This is a genomic window from Glycomyces sp. NPDC049804, from assembly GCF_040674615.1.
GTDB lineage: Bacteria > Actinomycetota > Actinomycetes > Mycobacteriales > Micromonosporaceae > Glycomyces > Glycomyces niveus.
In genome coordinates this window covers 25,340-43,461 of sequence record NZ_JBFAMQ010000017.1, presented here as the reverse complement: position 1 = coordinate 43,461, position 18,122 = coordinate 25,340, and the positions used below count along the sequence as shown (strand labels likewise).

At 71.5% G+C, this 18,122-nt stretch carries 16 protein-coding genes; 3 read left to right on the top strand and 13 right to left on the bottom strand.

The features are described 5' to 3' along the window. Window positions 1-28: 28 nt before the first annotated feature. From AB0K52_RS21780 to AB0K52_RS21745, 8 genes are all read right to left on the bottom strand, one after another. Window positions 29-2,269 (bottom strand): hypothetical protein, encoded by a 2,241-nt coding sequence (locus AB0K52_RS21780; RefSeq protein ID WP_363535314.1) that lies wholly within the window; start codon window positions 2,267-2,269, stop codon window positions 29-31. A 7-nt stretch (window positions 2,270-2,276) separates the two neighbouring features. Next, on the bottom strand, window positions 2,277-3,374 hold the full coding sequence (locus AB0K52_RS21775; protein ID WP_363535311.1) for a glycosyltransferase family 4 protein: 1,098 nt from the start codon (window positions 3,372-3,374) through the stop codon (window positions 2,277-2,279). Next, complete coding sequence (locus AB0K52_RS21770) at window positions 3,371-5,092, bottom strand: lipid II flippase MurJ (protein ID WP_363535308.1); 1,722 nt, start codon at window positions 5,090-5,092, stop codon at window positions 3,371-3,373. The genes AB0K52_RS21775 and AB0K52_RS21770 overlap by 4 nt, the downstream gene beginning before the upstream one ends. Beyond that, window positions 5,089-5,985: a hypothetical protein gene (locus tag AB0K52_RS21765; protein ID WP_363535305.1), complete on the bottom strand. Its 897-nt coding sequence runs from the start codon at window positions 5,983-5,985 to the stop codon at window positions 5,089-5,091. The genes AB0K52_RS21770 and AB0K52_RS21765 overlap by 4 nt, the downstream gene beginning before the upstream one ends. 10 nt (window positions 5,986-5,995) lie before the next feature. Beyond that, window positions 5,996-6,925 (bottom strand): copper transporter, encoded by a 930-nt coding sequence (locus tag AB0K52_RS21760; protein WP_363535302.1) that lies wholly within the window; start codon window positions 6,923-6,925, stop codon window positions 5,996-5,998. Then, the gene (steA, locus tag AB0K52_RS21755; protein WP_363535299.1) at window positions 6,922-8,124 is read right to left on the bottom strand and encodes a putative cytokinetic ring protein SteA; all 1,203 of its coding nucleotides are present in this window, start codon (window positions 8,122-8,124) and stop codon (window positions 6,922-6,924) included. Before steA ends, AB0K52_RS21760 begins: the two co-directional genes overlap by 4 nt. Window positions 8,125-8,200: 76 nt before the next feature. After that, window positions 8,201-9,937: a DNA repair protein RecN gene (recN, locus tag AB0K52_RS21750; RefSeq protein ID WP_363535296.1), complete on the bottom strand. Its 1,737-nt coding sequence runs from the start codon at window positions 9,935-9,937 to the stop codon at window positions 8,201-8,203. 47 nt (window positions 9,938-9,984) lie between these two features. Then, a complete protein-coding gene (locus AB0K52_RS21745; RefSeq protein WP_363535293.1) occupies window positions 9,985-10,884 on the bottom strand; it encodes an NAD kinase in 900 nt (299 codons plus the stop codon). Window positions 10,885-11,263: 379 nt separating this feature from the next. On the opposite strand from AB0K52_RS21745, the gene AB0K52_RS21740 reads away from it, so the two are divergent. Continuing rightward, a complete protein-coding gene (locus tag AB0K52_RS21740) occupies window positions 11,264-12,454 on the top strand; it encodes a transposase (protein WP_363535291.1) in 1,191 nt (396 codons plus the stop codon). A gap of 250 nt (window positions 12,455-12,704) precedes the next feature. Here the strand turns inward: AB0K52_RS21740 and AB0K52_RS21735 are convergent, their stop codons facing one another. The 3 genes from AB0K52_RS21735 to AB0K52_RS21725 are packed head-to-tail and all read right to left on the bottom strand — an operon-like array spanning window position 12,705 to window position 14,146. Next, a complete protein-coding gene (locus tag AB0K52_RS21735; RefSeq protein WP_363535288.1) occupies window positions 12,705-13,493 on the bottom strand; it encodes a TlyA family RNA methyltransferase in 789 nt (262 codons plus the stop codon). Between the two features lie 30 nt (window positions 13,494-13,523). Continuing rightward, entirely contained in the window at window positions 13,524-13,724 is a 201-nt protein-coding gene (locus AB0K52_RS21730) for a hypothetical protein (protein ID WP_363535285.1), read from the bottom strand. Then, a complete protein-coding gene (locus AB0K52_RS21725) occupies window positions 13,721-14,146 on the bottom strand; it encodes a phasin family protein (protein WP_363535282.1) in 426 nt (141 codons plus the stop codon). The genes AB0K52_RS21730 and AB0K52_RS21725 overlap by 4 nt, the downstream gene beginning before the upstream one ends. A 200-nt stretch (window positions 14,147-14,346) precedes the next feature. Between AB0K52_RS21725 and AB0K52_RS21720 the strand changes: the two genes are divergently transcribed. Both AB0K52_RS21720 and AB0K52_RS21715 read left to right on the top strand, forming a co-directional pair. Continuing rightward, window positions 14,347-14,685, top strand: coding sequence for an SCP2 sterol-binding domain-containing protein (locus AB0K52_RS21720; RefSeq protein WP_208494414.1), 339 nt, complete (start codon window positions 14,347-14,349; stop codon window positions 14,683-14,685). Window positions 14,686-14,897: 212 nt separating this feature from the next. Beyond that, a complete protein-coding gene (locus tag AB0K52_RS21715; protein WP_208494412.1) occupies window positions 14,898-15,245 on the top strand; it encodes an SCP2 sterol-binding domain-containing protein in 348 nt (115 codons plus the stop codon). A gap of 95 nt (window positions 15,246-15,340) precedes the next feature. Here AB0K52_RS21715 and AB0K52_RS21710 read toward each other — a convergent pair whose 3' ends face one another. Both AB0K52_RS21710 and AB0K52_RS21705 read right to left on the bottom strand, forming a co-directional pair. Next, window positions 15,341-16,375: an HAD-IIA family hydrolase gene (locus AB0K52_RS21710; RefSeq protein WP_363535279.1), complete on the bottom strand. Its 1,035-nt coding sequence runs from the start codon at window positions 16,373-16,375 to the stop codon at window positions 15,341-15,343. Beyond that, on the bottom strand, window positions 16,350-18,122 hold a 1,773-nt coding region (locus AB0K52_RS21705; RefSeq protein ID WP_363535276.1), incomplete at its 5' end, for a hypothetical protein. The genes AB0K52_RS21705 and AB0K52_RS21710, both read right to left, overlap by 26 nt.

Genomic DNA, 18,122 nt, shown 5'->3' with positions numbered 1-18,122 from the left:
CGTTATTGAAAACAGCCGGTGGATCGCGTCATCCACGGGATTCCACACTAACACTTTCACCGCCGTTTTCCTCATCGACCCACGAGGGTGCGTCGACGATCATGTCCGAGTACTGGCCGTCCTTGACGTGCGCGCGGGCCAGGACGCGGTGGCTCATGATGACCGCCAAGGGAACCATGACCGCAAGGGCCGCGCCGAGGCTCATGAGGCCCTTGCCGAGGAGGAGGCCCGCGATCGCCGATCCGGCCACGGCGGCGGAGAACGCGGCGCGCAGCGGCGGGTACAGGCCGAAGGCCCGGCGCAGGCCGCCGCCGGGACGCAGCAGGACCAGCCAGCAGTAGGCGCCCGCCATGACGGTGAGCACGCTCAGCGGCGAGGTGAAGACCGCCACGATGTTCGAGCCGACGCCGGAGGCGATGACCCCGTTCGTGTCGCCCATGATGTCGCCGAGGAACGAGCCGAGCTCGCCGCGTTCGGCGAGGGGTCGCTGGTAGTCGATCCAGGAGAGCCCGAAGAGGACCGCGACGCCGGCCAGGCCCGACCAGGCGAAGCGCGGGAAGGTGACCCAGCCGCCGGTGGCGAGGGCCGCCGCGAGGCAGGTGCCGACGATGATCGCGACGGCCGCGGGGACGGAGTCGCCGAGGAACCCGGCCGAGACGACGAGCACGCCGACGCAGCCGATCCCGGCCATCGCCGGGGACTGGAAGCGGCGCGGGAGCCGCCACGCGACGGCCGCGGCGAGCAGCCACAGCGAGGCGATGAACATGCCGGTCGCGACCGGCCCGAGCGCGTTCGACGCCGAGTCGGCGACCGTGTAGTCGCCGAGGAGGGTCCCGAGCGGGTCCTCGGTGTGCAGGAGCATCGCGAGGACGGTCACGATGAGCCCGAACGCGGAGACGGCGACCATGAGGGCCGCGGGGCCGTGACGGCCGGGCAGGCCGATCGCGACGAACGCGCACACGACCGCGATTCCGAGCGCGGTGAGCGGGCCGACGACGCCCGGGTGCGCGGCGGACCACCAGCCGAAGAAGTCCGCGAGGATCGCGGCGGCCACGAACAGCGCGCACACGAGCGCCGAGACGATGTTCAAGCGCATGAGCCACAGCGGCGGCGGCTTCACGCCCGGCTGCCCCGCGCTGCGCAGCAGGTGCAGCAGCGGCCAGGCCACGAACGTCAAGGCGAGGAACAGGAGCACCTGGAGCCACTGGGTGGCCGGAGCGGCGACCGAGGCCGCCATGAGCCGCGAATCGGTGTCGTCGAACACCGCCTGCCGGTCCTCATAGGACAGCAAGTCGGCGGTGGCTCCCGCCGCCGTCCCGCTCGTGGTGTCCGGCAGCGGCGAGTCCAAGAGCGTCAGGATCGTCGCGGTGAGGTCGGTCAGTCGCAGGTAGCCGGGGCGCTCGGCGGGCAGGTCGAGGAGGTTGTGGCCGTCCTCGTCGCCGAAGTTCGCGACCGTCGCGAGCAGCCGGTTCGGTTCGTCCACTTGGGCAAGGCCCGAGACGATGAGCGCCGAGTCCTCGCCGCGCGCGGCCTGGAGCTCCCCCGCCGCGGCGTCGAGGTCCGCGAGCGCCTCGGTCCGCGCCGGCTCTTCGGCGGGAAGGACGCCGCCGTCCACGACGGTGAGCGGGCATTCGGCCAGCGCCTCGATCAGCTGGTCCCCCGCGGGCAGGGCGGAGCGGTACTCGCCGACGCGGCCGACCGAGTTCGCGGTGGCGTACGCCGCGCCGGGGCCGATCGCGGTCGCGCAGCTGGTGCCGGCCGCGAGCGTCCCGAGCTGGGTGCGCTGGTCGAGGTCGCGGTTGAGGGTGACGAGGTCGGTCATGTCCCCCACGGTGGCGGTGCCGTCCTCGACGCTGATCTGCTCGGCCGAGGCCGGGTCGCACGAGGAGCCCTGCCCGTAGGGGTCGCTCACGGCGGAGGCGCCCGCCGAGAGGGTGAGCCAGCCGTCGAGCGCGCACGTGAAGTTGCGGCCTGAGTTCGTGTTCAGCTCCGCGAGGGAGCCGTTCTGCGCCAGCGCGGCGAGGTTCGGGGTGGTCTCGGCGTCGATGTCGGTCCAGGTGAGGCCGCTGACGCCGAGGAGCACCACGGATTCGACGGTGGTGGGCAGGGCCTCTTCGCCGTCTTCGGGGAGGAGCTGGACGACCGCGAAGACCGCGAGGACGGCGACGCCGAACCAGGCCGCGATCGGGCCGAGGTTGTCGGCGATGCCCCTGCTGATCCTCTTGCGGGCCTTGCGGGTCAGTCGCCCCGCATCGAGTTGTCGCGACACGGCGGCGCTATCTTCCCGTCAGTTCCAGGTAGAGCGCGTCGAGGGCGTCGAGCATCTGGGCCTCGTCGGGCCAGGTGGCCGCGCGGGCGAGGCTCTTCTCCCCGTAGGCGGCCAGGCGCTCGGGGTCGGCGAGGAGGTCGCGCACGGTCCGGTCGAGGCCGTCCACGTCCCCGACCTCGAAGTACGCGGCCGCTTCGCCCACGAGTTCGGGGATGCCGCCGGTGCGGGTGGTCACGAGCGGCACGCCGGCCTGCATGACTTCCTGCGCGAAGAGCTGGCGGGCCTCCCACTGGCTGGAGATGACGGCCAGGTCGGCGGCGGCGAGGAGGTCGGCCACGTCGGTGCGGTGGCCGAGCAGGCGCACGTCGGCGCCGGAGGCGTCGATGAGCGCTTGCAGGCGTTCGCGTTCGGGGCCGTCGCCGGCGACGGCGACCACGGGCGGGGCGTCGAGGTCGGCCCAGCGCGCCGCGGCGGCGATGAGGGTGTCGTAGTCCTTCTGCGGGTGCAGGCGGCCCACGGACAGCAGCAGCGGGCGGTCGCCGATGCCGAGTTCGGCGCGCACCGCGCCGGCGTCGCTCACCGCGACGCGCGGCGGGGCGGCGACGGGCGCGAGGCGGGCGTCGCGGGCGCCGAGGTCGACCAGGTGCTCGTGGAGGTCGGAGGAGGCGGCGAGGGCGACGTCGACGCCGCGCGCGAGCCGCTTCTCGATCTCGTCGGAGACGCGCCGCTTGAACCCGGCGGTGATGAGCTGGTTGTGCCAGGTCGTGACGAGCGCGGCACCGGCGGGGCGGGCCGCGAGCGCGGTGATCCCGGCGGTGAGGCCGTGGGCGTGCACGAGGTCGACGCCGCGGCCCGTGATGCCGCGCAAGGCGTTCCGGGCGGCCCACCAGGCGAGCGGGAGTTCGGGCGAGGGCTTGGCGGTGATGGGCGCGGGCGCGAAGCGGGCGCCGCGGGCGCGGAAGCCGAAGCGCTCCTCGGTCTCGGGCGGGCCGACGACGAGGACGGCGTCACCGCGTTCGACCAGGCCCGCCGCGAGCGACGCGACGTGCGTCCCGATGCCGCCGGTCGAAGGGCCGAGCACCAAGGCGATACGGCGATGGCTCACTTGTCTGCTCCACTGGTCTCGTCGGGCGCGTGGTCTTCAGGAGTGGGGTCTTCGGGCGTGCTGTCGTCCGGAGCGGTGTCGTCCGTTCGCCCGGACCGGATTATGCCAGCGCGTCGCAGGACCGGCCGCACGACACCGGCGCCGCCGATGAGGGCGGCGACGCCGAGGTAGACCACGGCGGTCGCGGCGCCGACGACGATGCCCTGGAAGAGGGCCGAGTGGATCCTGTCGGCATGGCCCCACAATGCGATGAGCTCGCGGGCGGCGAGCACGGCGGCGATGGCGCCCGCGACGGTGGCGAGCGCGGCCCGGGGGACGCCTCGGAGGCTGGCGGCACCGGTGTGGCGGGCGATCGCCGCGGTGAGGGCGAGGCCGATGACGGTCATGCCGATGGACCAGGCGATGGCGAGCGCAAGGGTCCGGTCGGCGAGCGGCATGTTCTCGGAGAGGACGACGGCGGCTACGGCGGCGGCGGCCCAGCCGATCGAGGTGGCTCCGGCCGCGTACTTGTTGCGGCCGATCGCGTACAGGCCGCGGGAGTAGATCGCGAACACCGAGTAGCCGAACAGGCCGAAGGCGAGACCGGTGAGGGTGTTCTGGATCTGCAGTTGCGTGTTCGCGCTCTTGTCGGCCGAGACCGAGGCGAGGACGGTGCCGATGGGTTCGGCGAGTCCTGCGAGGGCGGCGACGCCGAGGCCGGACAGGAGCAGGACGGCACGGCCGGTCTGGGAGAGGCGGCGCTGGTAGCGGTCGTGTTCGCCGAGGGAGAACGCTTCGGCGAGAACAGGGTAGGCGGCGGTGGCGAGCGGGACGGCGAGGATGGCCCAGGGCAGGAGGAAGAACGTCTGCGAGACGGTGAAGACCGCGACGGCTCCCGGGTCGGAACCGCCGTTCGCGAGGCGGATGAGCAGCGCCTGGCACAGCTGCTGCGCGCCGACGGTGATGGCCCCGGCGATGGCGAGGGACTTGAGGCCGGAGGCCACGTGGGTGTCGAGCCGCCAGGCCGGCCGCAGGCGCAGGCCCAGGCCGCGCATCGGGAAGATGAGACACCCGGCGAGGACGGCGACACCGCAGGTGGTGCCGAGGGCGAGGAAGACGATCCCGTTCTGGCCGAGTTTGGCGACGTCGTCCTCGCGCCCGGAGATGACGCCGTAGACGACGTACACCCCGGCCATCACCACGCTGGAGAGGAGCGGCGCGAGCGCGGGCCAGGCGAAGCGGCGATGGGACTGGAGGATGCCGGTGAGGACGACCGCGACCCCGTAGAGGGGAATCTGCGGGGCGAAGAGGACGAGCATCTCCGTGGCGGCGTCGACCGCCGCAGCCCTGGCGACCGGATCGGCGACCTCGCTGCTGGTGGGCATGAGCAGTTCGATGATGGGGCGGGCGAAGGCCGCCACGAGCAGGCCGGCGGGGATGAGGATCGTCAGTGCCCAGGTCATCAGCGCCGAGGCGATGTGGCTGACCTGCTTGGGTTCGTTCCGGGCGAGCGGGGCGGCGAGGAGCGGGATGACGAGGGCGGCGAGCGCGCCGCCGGCGACGAGCTCGAAGATGATGTTGGGTATGGAGTTGGCGGTCTGGTAGGCCGTGCCGAGCGTGCCCAGGCCGATCGCCCAGGTGAACACCATCGTGCGGCCGAATCCGGCCAGGCGGGAGGCGACGGTGATCGCACCGATGACCGAGGCGGCACGACCGACTTCGCGTCGGGTCTCGGTCAAGACTTCGTCCGACCCAGCTCGTCCAACTCCCGCAGCACGGGCGTCTCGGCGATCACCTTCGTGAAGCTCACTTTTTCGGATGCGGCGATGAGGGCGGCGACGCCCGCGAGGGCGACGTGGCGGCCGATCATGCCGGTGCGGGCGATGAAGGCGAGGCCGAGGAGCGCGCCGAGGGCGTTCGCGCCGCCGTCGCCGAGCATGGTCTTGCCTTCGAGGTCTTCGGCCATCGCGGCGCCGGCGGCCGCGGAGACCGCGAGCGCCGTGTTCGCGCCGCCGGCTGCCGTGGCGCGGTGGGACTTCGCGCCCGCGGGGCGCGAGAGGGGCGCGGAGGCGAGGGTGACGACCTTGAGGGCGCGGCCGGGCCGCAGGTCGAACAGGTTGACCACGTTGGCGGCGCCCGCGATGACGCCGCCGCCGACGCCGACGTTCCAGAGGCGGCGGATCAGCGGGCGGCGCTCGTCGGTGAGCTCGCCGTTCTGCAGGTCGATGAGTGCGGCCGAGGCGATCCCGGCGGCGGAGATGCCGAGGACCTTGATCAGGCCCGCGCTGAGGCGGCCCTTGAGCAGGGCGCCGACGTGGCCTTTGAAGCCCTTGGCCTTCTCGCCCTTGCTGTCGGCGATGTCGTCGTAGAGGCCGACCGCTCCGGCGGTGAGTCCGGCGGTCGCCGCGGCGGCGGCGTACGCCGGCGAGTTGGCCCCGAGGACGGCTCCTGCGGTGGCGCCCACGGTGATCCCGGGCCCTTCGGCCAGGGACACGGTGTCGCCCTTGTGGTTGACGCGTTCCAGTTCGGCCGCCCACTTGGAGCGCCGTACGGCGCTGATCGCGGCGATCGTGCCCCCCGCGGCGAGGCCTCCGATGAACGCCCGCCCTACCGTGCGCGTTAGCTGGCTCATGGGCGCGATACTAGGCCGCGGCGGGAAGCAGGCCGGAAGCGCCCTCCCCGGTGCCCAGGTGGTCGACGGTGTTCGTGTTGACGTAGTCGGCGAGCGCGGCGACCGCGGCGATCTGCCCCTGGGTGAGGGCGGCGTTGTCGACGGTGGCGACGGTGTCGGCGTGGTCGGTGCGGAGGATCTTGATCGGGTTGCCGTCGCCGGTGGAGGTCGTGGCGGCGTAGACCGTCGGGTCGTCGGCGGCGAACTCGGTGGTGAGCGCGACCATGCCGGCGTTGCGGTCGGCCGCGTCGGAGTCCGTCGAGCCGGGCCCGGCGAGGATGAGGACGCCGTCGGCGACGCCGGTCGGCGTGACCTCGACGGTGAGCATCCCGAGGTCGCTCAGGCCGGTGGTGACGGTGGTGATGTCCCCCGGGGTGATCGCGACCGTGGCCCCGGCGGCCTCGCCGGTGGTGACCGCGCCGAGCACGTAGCTCATCGCGGTCACGCCGTCGTAGGTGACGGGGGTGGTGACGGTGTCGGGCGTGGTGGTCTCGGCGAGGTCGCCGAGGGTGCCGGTGTGGGCCGGGTCGAAGAAGTCGTCGAGGATCGAGAGGCGGCCCGAGACCGTGGCCCCGGCGTACCCGAGCATCTCGACCGCGCCGTCCACATAGGCGGTGTCGGCGCCGGGGAGGGCGACGACGAGCACGTTGCGGCCGGTGAGCTGCCCGGCGAGGTAGGAGGGGGCGACCGCTTCGGCGAAGGCCTGGTCGTCCTCGAGGTCGGCCTCCAACTGCTCGGCCTGGTCTCGCAGCTGCTCGTTGCTGTCGCGCAGGCTCTGGATGTTGCTCTCGAAGGCCTCGATGGCGGGGCCGTTGAGGGCGGCGGTGCCGAGGATGAGGCCCACGGTGAGGGCGAGGAACACCGCGGTGAGGCTCACCAGGTGATAGCGGAAGTTGATCACGAGAACAGCCTTTGGATTTGGAAGAGCAGTCCGTCCCACCAGTCGGCGATGACGTCGACGAAGGAGCGGCCCACCGTCGAGATGGCCACGGCGGTGGCCATCGCGGCCAGCCCGGAGACGATGAGCAGGAGCAGCGCGGAGATCGACATGTCCTGGCGGTAGAGGCGCGAGACGCCCTTGGCGTCGACGAGTTTGCCGCCGACGCGCAGGCGGGTGAGGAACGTGGAGGCCATGCCGCCGCGTCCCTTGTCGAGGAACTCGACCATGGTGACGTGCGTGCCGACGGCGCAGATGAGCTCCGCGCCCTTCTCGTCGGCCATGAGCATCGCGATGTCCTCGGAGGTGGCCGCGGCCGGGAACGGGATCGCGGGGACCCCGAGCTTGTCCATGCGCTCCATGCCGGGCGCGCGGCCGTCGGCGTAGGCGTGGACGACGATCTCGGCGCCGCAGCGCAGCGCGTCGTCGGAGACCGAGTCCATGTCGCCCACGATCATGTCGGGCGTGTACCCGGCCTCGAGGAGCGCGTCCGCGCCGCCGTCCACGCCGACGAGCACGGGCTTGAACTCGCGGATGTACGGGCGCAGGACGTCGATGTCCTCTTTGTAGTTGTAGCCGCGGATGACGATGAGCGCGTGGCGGCCGTTGAAGGAGGTCTTCACGTCGGGCACGCCGACGCCGTCGAGCAGGAGGTCCCGCTCGCGCTTGAGGTACTCCATCGTGTTGGCGGCGAAGGCCTCCAACTGGATCGAGAGCCCCTCCTTCGCGGCCTCCATGTCCGCGCTCACCGTGACGGCGGTCTGGACCGCGCCCTCGGCGATGAGGTCACCGCCGGAGTAGATCGCGCCGGCCTCGATGTCGACCGCGACGGACCGGCCCTCGCGGACCCGGTCGAAGATCTCGTCGCCGACGCCGTCGATGAGGACGATCCCGGCCTTGACGAGCACCTCGGGGCCGAGGTTCGGGTAGCGACCCGAGATCGACTTGGAGGCGTTCACCACCACCGGGACGCCGGTGCCGACCAGAGTGTCGGCGGCGACCCGGTCGAGGTCGACATGGTCGATGATCGCGATGTCGCCGGGTTCGAGCCGGCCGCACAACCGCTTGGTGCGGCGGTCGAGGCGGGCGGTGCCGACCAGCCGGTCTTCGGAGGGGTCGCCCTCCGGGCTCCGCCCGGGCAACCGCAAGCTAGGTACACGCATCGTGCATCATCATGCCATCCGATCGCCGGTGCCGAGGCGACGGCTCGCCGGGGCGAACCGCGCGAATCGGACAACCCTACGACTTCATCTTCGCGGCCTCTGCCAGCAGCTCCTCCGCGTGCGCCACGCCCAGGTGCGAGTCGGGCATCCCCGCGAGCATGCGAGCAAGCTCACGCGCCCGCTCCGCGTCGTCGACCACGCGCACACCCGAGACCGTGACGGCCCCCGACGTGTCCTTCGAGACCACCAAATGGCGGTCCGCGAACGCCGCGACCTGCGGCAGGTGTGTGACGACCAGGACCTGGTGGCGGCGGGCGAGCTTGGCGAGGCAGCGGCCGATCTCGATCGCCGCGCCGCCGCCCACGCCCGCGTCGACCTCGTCGAACACGAGCACCGGCGGGCCGCCGATCTCGGCGAACACCACTTCGATCGCGAGCATGACGCGCGAGAGCTCACCGCCCGAGGCGCCCTTGTGCAGGGCCGCCGGAAGGGCGCCCGGGTGCGGTCGCAGCAGCAGCTCGACCTCGTCGGCCCCGTCCTCGGTCGCACCGGAGACCGCCGTCTCGACGGCGAGGTCCACGCCGCCGCGCCCGGCCGGACGCGGCTCGACCGCGGCCGTCACCTCGGCATGCGGCATCGCGAGGCCCTTGAGCTCGGCCGACACCGACGCGGAGAACCGCTCGGCGGCGGCCCGGCGGGACGCCCGCAGCTGCGCCGCGAGATCGGCGGCGCGCGCCGTCAGCTCCGCGTGCTGGGACTCGAGTTCGGCGACGCGCTCATCGGAGACATCGAGCTCCCCGAGCCGCTTCTGCGCGTTCTCGGCCCACGCCAGCACCCCGGGCAGATCCTCGGCGTACTTGCGGAACAGGGTCTTCATGGCCGCCTGGCGCTGGTAGATCTCCTCCAGGCGCCGCGGGTCGGCCGCGAGGTCGTCGAGGTACGCCGAGAGGTCCACGGCCGCCTCGGCGAGCAGCGCCCCGGCCTCGGCCAGGCGCTCGGCGAACTCGGCGAGCTTCGGGTCCGAGTGCGCGTCGTGCTCGAGGGCGCGCGCGGCGGCGCCGACCGTGTCGGTGGCCCCGCCCTCCCCCGTGGCCGGGTCGCCGGTGATCGCGGCGTGCGCGGTCGCGGCGGCGAGGCGCAGGGCCTCGGCGTTCTCGAGGCGGCGGGCCTCCTCGGCGAGCTCGGCGTCCTCGCCCTCCTGCGGGTCGACGGCGGTGATCTCGTCGAGCCCGAGGCGCAGCATGTCCGCCTCGCGCGCCATCTCGCGGGCGCTGGTGCGCAGCCGCGAGAGCTCGGCGGCGCAGGCTCCGAGCTCGTGGTAGACGGCGCGGTAGGCGTCGAGGACCTTGCCGTGGTCGGCCCCGGCGAAGCGGTCGAGCGCTGCCCGCTGCTCGGCGGGCTGCAGCAGCCGCATCTGGTCCGACTGGCCGTGCACCGAGATCGCCAGCTCGCCCAGTTCGGACAGGACGCCGACGGGCGCGGACCGGCCGCCGACCCACGCCTTCGAACGGCCCTCCGACGACACCGAGCGGGCCAGCAGCAGCTCGCCGTCCTCGAGGTCGGCGCCGGCCTCGATGGCGCGTTCACGCAGCTCGAGGGCGCGCTCGCCGACGGCGAAACGGCCCTCCACAAGGGCCTTGTCCGCGCCGAGGGGGGCACGGGAGGCACGACCGCCGAACAGCAGACCCAGACCGGCGACGACCATGGTCTTACCGGCGCCGGTCTCACCGGTGATGCAGGTCAGGCCGGAATCGAGCGGCAGGGTGGCGTCAGCGATCACGCCCAGATTCTGGATGCGAAGCTCCTCCAACACGCTTCGAAGCCTAGCCGGTCCGTCCGACAATCGGCGCTCGAGCGGCCTCACACTCGGCCGTGACGCCAACCGTCAACGGGCAGAGAGAGTTTCGACACCAAGCGGGAGGCGAAGGGCTGACCGGACATGCGCACCAGGCGCACCGGGCGCGCCGAGCGGCGGATCGTCACCGTCGCGCCCGAGGTGAGCCGGGTGAGCTCCTTGCCGTCGGCGACGAGCGCGCCCTCGGTGCTGGTGGACTCCACGCCGATGCGGATCAGCGACGAGGAGTGCACCACCATCGGCTTCGCGAACAGCGCGTGCGCGTTCATGGGCACCACCACGAGCGCGTCCACATCGGGCCAGACGACCGGGCCGCCCGCCGACATCGCGTGCGCGGTCGAACCGGTCGGCGAGGCCACCACGACCCCGTCGGAGCCGTAGCGGGCGATGCGGGTCCCGTCGATCTCGATGAACAGCTCGAGCATCCGCGCGGGCTCGGCCTTCTCCACCGCGATGTCGTTGAACGCCCAGGAGACGTGGTCCTCGCCGTCGATGCCCAGCGCCTCGACCGTCAGCGCGGTGCGCTCCTCGACGGTGTACTCGCCGTCGAGCAGGCGCGACACGACGGTCTCGAGCTCGCCGGTCTCGGCCTCGGCGAGGAAGCCGACCTTCCCGAAGTTGACGCCGAGCAGCGGCACGTCGGCCTCGGCGGCCACCTTCGCGGCGCGCAGCACGGTGCCGTCGCCGCCGAGGGCGAGCACGAGGTCGGCGGTCTCACCGTGCGATTCGCCGCCGACGACCAGCGCGTCGCGGCGCATGAGGGAGCGGGTCGCGCCCGAGCAGATCTTCACCTCGACGCCCGCGGCCCGCAGTGCGGCCGCCAGCTTCTCGGCGAGTTCCGCCACATCCTCGCGGAGCGGATGCGTGACCACCAAGACACGGCTCGGCTTCTGCTGCGGCTCCACTCGCGCTCCTACTCAGACGGCTACAGGGCCTCGAACTGTACTCCAGCCCGGTTCACCGGGAGTACCGGAGAGCATACCGATGAGAACGCTTGCACAATCCCGTTCGGCGTGAATGCCCTGCCCCCGGCTTCCCTTGGGCGACAACCCGCTCGGAAGACCGGCTCGGTGTGATCCGTTGCGGCACAATGTCTCTCCAACACCACCGGAAACCAAGGAGTCCTCCGTGGCCACACGCAGACAGCTTCGGCTACGGCTTGAAAACGGCTTCGACCGCTGATGTCAAGCCCGGGACAGCCTCCCGATCAAGCCCTGGCGACACCGACCGAAATGACCCGTACATGTGTTCGAGCTCATAGCCACGATCGGGTGACGAACCTGGATGGACTGTCGTATCCGGCCGATACGGTTCATTTGTGCATCTTCGATACGGTTCCGGGTCTACCCGACTCTCCCGCAGCGCGGCGCGCTGGCACGGGTGTTTGGGTCGTGCCGGGTGGTGTTCAACGATGCGATCACGGCACGCCAGGCTGCCCACGCCGAAGGGATGCCGTATCCAACTGGAGCCGAGTTGTCGAAGCGGTTGATCACCGAAGCGAAGCGCACTCCGGATCGAGTGTGGCTTTCCGAAGTGTCCACTGTCGCACTGCAACAGGCCCTTGCGGATGCCGACCGGGCCTACCGGAACTACTTCGACTCCCTTTCCGGGAAGCGGGCCGGGGGCTGTGTCGGTCCGCCGCGGTTCAAGAAGCGCACGGGTACCCAAGCGGCACGGTTCACCCGCAACGCGAAGTTCCGAGTGCTTGCGAATGGGCGGTTGCGACTGCCGAAGATCGGCGATCTCCAGGTCGCTTGGTCTAGGCGGCTGCCGACCGATCCTTCCTCGGTGACGGTGATCAAGACCCCGACCGGCAAGTACTATGCGAGTTTCGTTGTGGCCGTGGAGGACGGCGCCGAGGTGCTGGAGCCGTTGAGCGGTCCAGAGGCCGAGACAGGGATCGATCTGGGCCTCGCTGATTTCGCGGTCCTGCGTAGCGGGAAGGTTATCGAGAATCCGCGATTCTTCAAGCGGCTGGAGCGCGAACTTAAGAAGGCACAGCGGGCGCTGTCGCGGAAGGTGAAGGGCTCTTCGAATCGGGCGAAGGCCCGATTCAGGGTCGCGCGAATCCATGAGCAGGTCAAGCACCGGCGGTTGGACTGGATTGACAAGCAGGTTGCGACGATCGTTGCCGAGAACCAAGGCATCTACGTCGAGGACCTCAATGTCAAGGGCCTGGCTCGGGGCCGGGCGGCGAAGTCGTGGCACGATGCAGCCGCAGGCATGTTCCTGGCCCGGCTCGAGTCGAAGGCGAAACGAGCCGGGCGCACGTTCGCGAAGGTGGACCGGTACTTCCCGTCCACGCGAATGTGCTCGGCGTGCGGAGCGTTGACCGGCCCGCACGGCCTGCAGGAGCTCAGTATCCGAACCTGGGCGTGCCCGTGCGGCGCACGCCACGACCGGGATGTCAACGCCGAGATCAACATCAGACGCGAAGGCAAGCGTCTTGTGGCCGAGGGACTTGCGGACACGTAAAACGCCTGTGAAGCCTGCACAAGCCCCGGGAAACCGGGCAGCGGGCGCTGAAGCAGGAACCCACCCGTAGCCGGGACGCGACAGCGGACCGCAAGCCGGGAATCCTCGCCGTTCGTGGCAGGAGGAGGTCAAGAGCGGCTGTGCGCCACCGACACCGATTCGCCCCCGAGTCGATCGGCGTCAACCCGCTCGTGACGATCACGGCGCTCGCGGAGCGGAACCTGGAGGCGATCCTCGCCGCCGACTTCGCTTAGGCGGGAACGCCGCAGGCCGCGTCCACTCCGGCGCGGTCGATCGGCTCGCCCTCGGTGACCATGCGGCAGAAGAACTCCACGTTCCCCTTCGGGCCGGGCAGCGGGCTCGCGGCCACCGCGGTGGTCGTCCAGCCGAGCTGTCCGGCCTTCTCGATGACGCTCCACACGGCGGCGGCGCGCTGGGCCGGGTCGCCGACGACCCCGCCCGCGCCGACCTGGCCCTTGCCGACCTCGAACTGCGGCTTGACCATCGGCAGCATCATGCCGCCAGGCTTCGTGCAGGCCGCGAGCGCGGGCAGGACGAGCTCGAGCGAGATGAAGGAGAGATCGCCGACGGTGAGGTCCACCTGCCCGCCGAGCTGCTCGGGGGTGAGGTGGCGGACGTTGGTGCGGTCGTGGACGACGACGCGCTCGTCGGTCTGGAGCTTCCAGGCGAGCTGGCCGTAGCCGACGTCGACGGCGAGGACCTCGGCCGCGCCGCGGCGCAGCAGGACGTCGGTGAAGCCGCCGGTGGAGGCACCGGCGTCGAGGACGCGCAGGCCCTTCGGGTCGACGCCGAACGCGTCGAGGGCGCCGATGAGCTTGTGGGCGCCGCGGGAGACGTAGTCGTCGGCGTCGCCGACGAGGCGGATGGAGTCGTCGCCGGTGACGCTCGTGGCGGGTTTCGTGGCGGGGATGCCGCGCAGGTGGATGCGGCCGGCCGCGATGAGTTCGCGGGCGTGCTCGCGGGAGCGGGCGATCTTGCGGCGCACGAGTTCGGCGTCGAGTCGGTAGCGCGTCGGCATGGCGCGGGTTCGGTGCTCTCTAACTGGTTCTTAGGCGTCGTCGACGTTGCTGAGGATCTCGGAGAGGCGCTGCTGGACGCCTTCGAAGACCTGCACGTGCTCGGTGACGGGAAGGTCGGGGAGGGCTTCGAGGTGGCCCAGGGCCTCCTCGACCTCCATCTCGACGTCGTCCGTGTCGGCCGCGGGCTTGAGGCGGCCGGCCAGGGCCCCCGGGCTCGGCATGTCGGTCATGCGTCCTCGTCTTCCTCGTCGTCGATCGGCTCCATGGTCGCGTCGGGGGCGGGCGAGGGCGTGCCGGCGGCGCGCGGCTCCGCCTGCTGCGCGGGCTTCGCCGAGGCGGCGTTCGCGCGGGCCTCGGCTTCGGCGAGGCGGATGCGGAGATCGCGGATCTGCTCCTCGGAGTGCTCGAGGCGCAGGTTGAGGTCGTCCAGGTCGGCCTGGGTGGCGACCCCGAGGCGCGTGAGGCCGGCGTCGAGCTCCGCGCGGAGGAGGCGGCCGACGTCGGCGGCGGTGCGGGTGCCGTGCTCGCGGACCTGCTCGGAGCCGGTGCGCAGGTCCTCGCGGACCTTGCCGGCGAAGTCGCGGGCGCGGCGGCCGGGCCCGCCGGCCATGCCGAGGAAGGAGTCGAAGTAGGCGCGGGCGGAGTCCGTCATGGCGGTCCCACTCCCTTCTGGTGGTGCGGGCGGGGGCTGGCGTCCCCGCCTCCGTGCGGCTCGCGAGCCGTAGTCTGGCTCTGGCGTCAACGGTACTGCCAAGCTACCGGTCCACGGCCGTGCCCGCATGGCCGTACTGGCCGGTAACATTCTGAGGGGGCGCATCGCCGCGCCCGCGCCGATCGAAATCAGGAGGGCCCATGGCCACCATCGACGAATGCCGGACCGCACTCGAGCAGTTCGCGGACAACCTCGCCTCGAACCCCAAGTCGGTGCGGAAGCTCCAGGGCTTCCAGCGCTCGCTCGCCGCCGACATCACCGACCTCTCGGTGTCGTTCAACGGCAAGTTCGACCAGGGCAAGCTGACCGGCATCACCGACGGCGACAACCCCGACGCGGAGATCCGCATGATCGTCGCCTCTGACGACCTGCTCAAGCTCGTCGCCGGGGAGCTCGACTTCATGAAGGCCTTCACCGGGGGCCAGGTCAAGATCAAGGCGAACATGATGGACCTCATGAAGCTCCGCGGCGTCCTGTAGGTCCTGCCTGCTCGTGCCTTCGGTTCACTTTGGGGCGCTTGCACAATGCAGGTGACGTAGGGTGCGCGGGCGCGGACCGTGAGGTCCGTCCCGCGCCCTCCCCGGTCCGCGGGGCAAATGCGTCCCGGTCGGACGCAACGGCATTCGGGCCACGTTGTAATCTCTCGGCAGTCGAGCGCTTCGAGCTCAAGAACCAAACCGGGAGGACCGTTATGGCCACTGTTGACGAATGCCGCAATGTGCTGGAGAAGATGGCGGGCAAGGTCGCCCGGAAGTCGGACGAGCTCGACCTCGAGGAAGACTTCGAGCGCACCTTGGCTGTGGAGATCACCGACCTGAACCAGGCCTTCAGCGCCAAGCTCTCGGGCAACAAGCTGACCGACCTGCTCGACGGTGACGCCCCCGACGCCGAGGTCCGCATCATCATCAGCTCCGACGACCTGATCGCCCTGTCCAAGAAGGAGCTCAAGCCCGCCAAGGCCCTCCTGACCGGCAAGATCAAGATCAAGGCCTCGGTGAAGGACCTCGCCAAGCTGCGCAAGGCCCTCAAGGTCGACTAAGACCCCGCGACCTGAGGCGCTGCGCCGCAACGGCACGGCACCGCAACGAAAACGAAGCCCGGACTGCGGCAGTCCGGGCTTCTCGCTTGTCCGCGTTAGGACGCCAGCAGCTTCTCCGCCGCCTCGCCGACCGGGATCGGCGCCACTGCCGGGTCGTAGCCGGTCATATCGGCTGCGGCCCAGCTCAACTCGCACAGCGCGCGCCAGGCGTCCAGTTCGGCGCCCTGCCCGTTGAGGTGGATCTCCTTGCCCTCCAACACGGCCGTCCAGCCGCCGCACATGATGCGGTCGACCTCTGCGTTCCAGTCGGGCTCGGGGTGCGGCTCGGTCAGGGCCGCGAGACTCCAGCCGAGGTACGTCGGCCGCTGCTCGGGCGGCAGCGCCAGCGCCTGGCGCGGCGTGACGACGCCGGTGAAGACCAGCAGCGAGTCGATCCCGGCCCGGTTGGCGCCCTCGATGTCCGAGTCCGGGCGGTCGCCGACCATGACGGCCCGCGCGCCCGGCTTGCGCGCCAGCGCGGAGCGGTAGATCCCCGGCTCGGGCTTCCCGGCGACGACGTCGGGTCCGCGCCCGAGCGCCGTGGCGATGGCCCCGGCCAGCGCGCCCGTGCCGGGCAGCGGGCCGTCCGGTGTGGGCAGGGTGGCGTCGAGGTTCGTCGCCACCCACATCGCGCCGTTGCGGGCCGCGATGGTCAGGTCGGCGAGGTCCCGCCAGGTGAGGGTCGGGATCATGCCGTAGCCGATGCCTTGGGCCGCTCTGGGGTCCGTGACGGCGGTGAGGCCCTGGGACTCGACGGCGGCGCGCAGCGCCTCCGAACCGGTCACGAGGATGCGGGCGCCCTCGCCGAGGCGGTCGCGCAGGATCTCGGCCACCACTTGCGCGGAGGTGAGGACCTGGGACTCCTCGGCGGGGATGTCCATGCCGCGCAGGGCTTCGGCGACGACCCGCGGGCTGCGGGAGGCGTTGTTGGTGACGAACACCGGGTCGCAGTCGAGGCCCGGAAGGGCCGCGATGGTCGCGGCCGCTTCCGGGATCGGCTGACTGAGCAGGTAGACGACGCCGTCGAGGTCGAGCAGCGCTTGGTCGTAAGCGCCGGCCAGTGCCTCAGGCGCGCCTTTCAGTCGGGTCATCGGACTCCTCAGCGTCGGGGGTCGGCCTGCCGTCCGCCTTCACGTCGTCCTTGACGGGGGCCTCGGGCGCCGCTTCTTCGTCCTCGAAGTCGTCGGCGACTTCATCGTCGTCGAAGTCGTCGTCGTCCTCGTAGTCGTCGTCCTCGTCCTCGAGGTCTTCGTCGTCGAAGTCGTCCTCGTCCTCTTCGTCGTCGTCTTCGAGGTCGTCTTCGTCCTCTTCATCGTCTTCGAGGTCGTCTTCGTCGTCGTCTTCGTCGTCCTCTTCGAACTCGTCGTCCTCGTCGTACTCCTCGACGACGATGCCCTCGAGCTCGAGCAGGCGCTCGGCGGCGCCGGTCTCGCCGGTCTCGTCGGCGGCGACCGCCTTCGAGAGCCATTCGCGGGCTTCGTCTTCGCGGCCGTCGGCCAGCAGGCCTTCGGCGTAGGCGTAGCGGAGGCGGGCGACCCACGGCTCGGTCTTCGGCGAGTTGAGCGCGCCGACCTTCAGCATCGCGGTCGCGGCCTCGCCCATGCCCATGTCGCGGCGGGCGCCGGAGGCGACGATGAGCAGTTCGACCCGCACCTCGGGGTCGACGCTCTCGTCGTTGCCGAACTCCCGGTAGAGGTCGATCGCGCGCTCGGGGTGCCCGAGGGCGCGTTCGCAGTCGGCGATGAGCGCGACGTGGTCGTGGGTGCCGCCCAGGCGCTGCGCGGCACGCAGTTCGTTGACGGCCAGCTGCCACTCCTCGGCGCCGTACGCGGCCACACCGGTGACCTCGCGGACCACGGCCACGCGGGAGGCCTTGCGGCGGGCGTAGCGGGCCTGCTCGAGCGCGCCTTCGACGTCGTCCTCGGCGAGGAGCGCGGCGGCGGCGATGAGCCGGTTGCCCACGGCCTCGGCGAGCTGCTTGTTCAGGCTGCGCAGCCCGGCCTTGGTCTCCTTGTCGAGCTGGTCGTAGCCGTACTCGACGCCTTCGGGGAGGTCGGGGGCCTGGTCGGACTCGCCCATGCGGATCGGGCCCTCGTGGCCGGCCTCGCGCTCCTCGAGCGGACGCAGGTTGTCCTTGCCGCGGCGCTCCCTGCCGTCGCGGCCGAGGCGGTCGTCCCGGTCGTCGCTGCGCGGGCGGTCGTCCCGGCGGGGCCGGTCGTCGCGGTCGAACTTGCGCGGGCCCTGGCCCTCGCGGTTCTCGAAGCGGCGGGGGCGGTCCTCGCGGCGCGGGCCGCGGTCGTCGCCCTCGAACCGGCGCGGCCCCTGGCCCTCGCGGTTCTCGAACCGGCGCGGCCGGTCGTCGTCGCGGCGGGGCCGGTCGTCGCGGCCCTCGAAGCGGCGCGGCCGGTCGTCCCGGTCTCCTTCGAAACGGCGCGGGCGGTCGTCGCGGTTGTACCCGCCACGGTTGTCGCCGTCGCGGCGCGGACCGCGGTCATCGCGGTTGAAGCCGCCACGGCCGCGGTCGTCGCGGTTGCCTTCGAAGCGACGGGGACCTCGATCATCGCGGTTGTACCCGCCACGGCGGTCGTCGTCACGGCGCGGACCGCGGTCATCGCGGTTGAAACCACCGCGACCGCGGTCGTCGCGGTTGAAGCCGCCACCGCGGTTGTCACGGAAGCCACCGCGGTCGTCGCGACGCGGACGGTCATCGCGGTTGCCCTCGAAGCGACGCGGGCCGCGATCGTCGCGGTTGTACCCGCCACGGCGGTCGTCGTCACGGCGCGGACCGCGGTCATCGCGGTTGAAACCACCGCGACCGCGGTCGTCGCGGTTGAAGCC